This window comes from Stenotrophomonas sp. P5_A9 (genome assembly GCF_056400525.1).
On record NZ_JBFULC010000128.1, the window covers coordinates 1 to 3,141 of the forward strand.

General features: G+C 55.5%; 3 protein-coding genes. All 3 read right to left on the bottom strand.

Annotation, left to right across the window (positions count from 1 at the left end):
- Position 1: 1 nt before the first annotated feature.
- The 3 genes from AC1DR7_RS20140 to AC1DR7_RS20150 all read right to left on the bottom strand — a co-directional run bounded on the left by AC1DR7_RS20140 (position 2) and on the right by AC1DR7_RS20150 (position 3,048).
- A complete protein-coding gene (locus AC1DR7_RS20140; protein ID WP_457321845.1) occupies positions 2 to 178 on the bottom strand; it encodes a hypothetical protein in 177 nt (58 codons plus the stop codon).
- A gap of 226 nt (positions 179 to 404) precedes the next feature.
- Complete coding sequence (locus AC1DR7_RS20145; protein ID WP_478053086.1) at positions 405 to 1,814, bottom strand: site-specific integrase; 1,410 nt, start codon at positions 1,812 to 1,814, stop codon at positions 405 to 407.
- An 850-nt stretch (positions 1,815 to 2,664) separates the two neighbouring features.
- The gene (locus AC1DR7_RS20150) at positions 2,665 to 3,048 is read right to left on the bottom strand and encodes a hypothetical protein (RefSeq protein ID WP_478052364.1); all 384 of its coding nucleotides are present in this window, start codon (positions 3,046 to 3,048) and stop codon (positions 2,665 to 2,667) included.
- Between the last annotated feature and the right edge of the window lie 93 nt (positions 3,049 to 3,141).

Sequence of the window (3,141 nt, forward strand, 5' to 3'; positions counted from 1 at the left end):
GTCACCGACGGTGATAGGGCTGAATAGAGGGTGTGAATAAAAATAGGCCTAACTCCTCATCAGTAAGATCATTTGTGTCGGAAAGCGCCTTGAGCATTGATTCATCAAGGCTTTTCTTCCACACGGGATCAACCTGGTTCCACCATTGGTCATCGTGCTGGGGGGCTTGATCGTTCATCTAGATGTGCCTCTGACTTTCACTCAGAATAACCTTTGCGCCGGGGGAGTCAAGGAGCTGCATGTCTTAAGGGGGGGCGTAATGCCCAAACCCATACGAGCAGGGCGATTTCCTGAATATAGGGATGGCTCGGCCGCAGTTTGAAGCTGGCTAGCGCTATCTTGGAAGGATCTGTTGGCAAAGGCGGGTATTTTCCGTTCGCGGCGCATGGGCGCATTCTGTCGACTTACGGATAGAAGCCCTTCTTGTCCCGCAGTCGCCTCTTGAACTGGCCTCGTACATATCTGGGTAGAACGACGGGAGGCGTGAAGTCTTCCAGCATCCTCACGGCCAGAGGCCGAGATTGTTCCGGCAGCATGCCCTCGTAAGCCTCTCTAATAACGGGGGCTTGTTCCTCCTTTGCTTGCCCGGTGGTTGAGTGACCGGTGATCACTGCGATCTGCGACGTTGTGTATCCTTTGCTGATCAGGTTGTTTATCAACGTATGGCGGAACGAGTGAAAAGCAGTGCCTTTCGAGAAGCCGAGTTTCTTCATGTAGTTGCCAAACTGCCACACTAATGCACTGCTGTAGCGCGCGTTTGTTTCCCCCGTCCTTGGGTTGACGCCTGCAGAGAGGTGTGGGAAGAGGCGTGGATGCTTGGACTCCTTGATGTCCTCCAGGAATTCTAGGAAACCAGCATCCAACACGCGCTGTGCTATTGGAATTTTTCGTATGGACGAGATGTTCTTCAGGCTCTGTCTGCTCTTGGCGCCTTCCGACCCCGCAAGATCCTCGTCGGCGGTGACGCGGAGGTAGATAAACCATGTGTCTTCCTCTAAGGCGATATCCGCTACCTTGAGCTGAGCAATCTCGCCGATACGAGCGCCGGTGTAGAGTCCGAGGATTGGCCCCCACCATCGGTGTGGCCATTTCCTTGCCCAGGGTTCAAAATTGGACTGTTCGAAGATGCGCTGTAGCTCCGCGTTGCCAAGCGAGCGATTGCGCTTCGGTTGCACGCCGACAAGATCCTTTCGGATCTTGACGAACGCATCCATCGGTGAGGCAGCAATGGCTTTTGCACTGAGTAGCGCGTTGAAGAAGGCGCTCAAGAGTGCTCGCTGAAGCGCAAAGCTAGAAGCGGCAGGGGGAGGCACGTTCATGCTTTTGCCCAGTTCTATCAGCTCTTTGGCGGGTAAAAGCTTCAGCTCCCTATCCGAATGGGCGCGCGATCGCGGTTGCCACCTCAAGAGGTCGCAGAGCATGTAGATGTGATGCCTTTCGATGTTTGTGACACGGATGTCTCCACAAACCTTCTGAAGGTTTGAGAGGGATCGAGCGGATGCCTCGATAGAGCACGACCGAATGTTCCTGCGTTTCATATGCAGCAGGTAGTCCGCTATCTCTTCTGATAACAATCCGGCCGGCGTTGCTAGTGGCAGTGTGGGCGGGTAGATCGTACCGTTTCTGCGTGCCCCGGGGCGCGCGGTTTTGTCTAGAGCGAAGCGAAGAAGTTCTTCAAAATTTGTTCTGGACTTTGCATTGCTTATTTCGACGCCGCAGAACTTAACTCTTCCGACTTTCACGAAGTCGATCTTAATGGCGCTGTCGGTGGCGTCGAGCTGAGATGGGTTTGGTGTGGTCTTTGCACTTTCCACTTTGGCTGCTTCCGTTGTTGGTGTCTGCAATCTTGATACGGGAGCAATTTGTCAAGTCAATGCGCGGTCGCCTGGCGTCAGATGGGCGGAATAACACCTTTAGGATTGGTGTGAAGGACGCTCCGATGGGCAAGGGCGCGTGCATTTTCGTGTTCGTAAAGGTAGCCGGCATCCCTATATTTAAGGGGCTTCTTCAGTTGCGTGCTAGCCATGTTCCAGAGATCGACTATAATGAATTAAATTGGTTTTCCTAACAAATGTCATTATATTTGTCAGTAAATTAGACTGTACCACAGATAAATGTTGGGTTATTTTTTTTGGCTTTCTCGTTAGTTTGTAATGGCGGTTCGGCGTGGTGTTCGAGAATTGAGTGGAGTTCGCGCCACGGCCCGTATCGTCTGCCGAGCCTCAGTGTCCAGCCTGCCTGGCAGTCTGATGGGACCTCAGCCAATCCAAGCCCTCAGCTACATCCAAGCGCATCGAAGCGCATCGAAGCGTAGGAGCGCATGAGAAGGCGCGGGGGCAGCAAGCCATCCCATTTTTGGCTGGCTAGGTTCTTAGCCTTGACGAGAAGCTCCTCACTCCTTGGGGCGGGCTGCGAAGTAATTACGGCCATCGCTTCCAGCAGATGGATCCGGCCCTGTGAGCGTTTGGTTACCTTGACGCCGAGCCTGCCGGCCTGTGCGCTGAAGTCTCTCGCGCCGAGGAGGCAGGCAATGGCTTCATTTGTAGCGTCCCAGCCCGTGTGTGGAGTGGGAAATGATTTCCCTGCAGGCGTGGCGAGCCGTTGCAGCTTTCTGGTGAGCCCAGCTTCTCCTGGGGCTGACCCTTTCGGCGCGTATGATGGGACCTAACGGCCGCCCTGAAACTTGAAGGTGAAGCGGGCGGCGGACGGTCCGGTCTCCCCTGCGATAGGCACGGGCGTGGCGTTGACCAGCGTCAACATGCCATCAGCGACATGGGCTGGGACGCCCAGCTTGAGGTCAATCTGCTTGGACGAGCCGACACCGAGCACTGTCGCCCTGACGATCAGCTGTCCGGCCTGGATACACTGAACGTCGACTGGGCAACGGCTGTCTTCGATGACGCGATCGGGACGCACCCTAGGGCCATCAACCGCCGCGATCTCTCCCAAGCGCACAGGGCCTTCAACGGGAGGGCCCGCAACCGGACCAACCGCCGCGCCCCCTGCAAGTGATATGGCCATCAGCGGTGCAAGTGCCTGCGCTCTCATCCAACGGATTAGGGCAGATTTTCGTCGTTCGATTCGCATAGTCGGCAGGGGTTCCGAAGATGGCCTGAGTGTCCCATAGCTCTGCGCTACCGG

Bases quoted from the DNA above. Each gene is read 5' to 3' on its own strand.
- AC1DR7_RS20140 (WP_457321845.1), bottom strand. From the start codon at position 178: ATGAACGATCAAGCCCCCCAGCACGATGACCAATGGTGGAACCAGGTT.
- AC1DR7_RS20150 (WP_478052364.1), bottom strand. From the start codon at position 3,048: ATGAGAGCGCAGGCACTTGCACCGCTGATGGCCATATCACTTGCAGGG.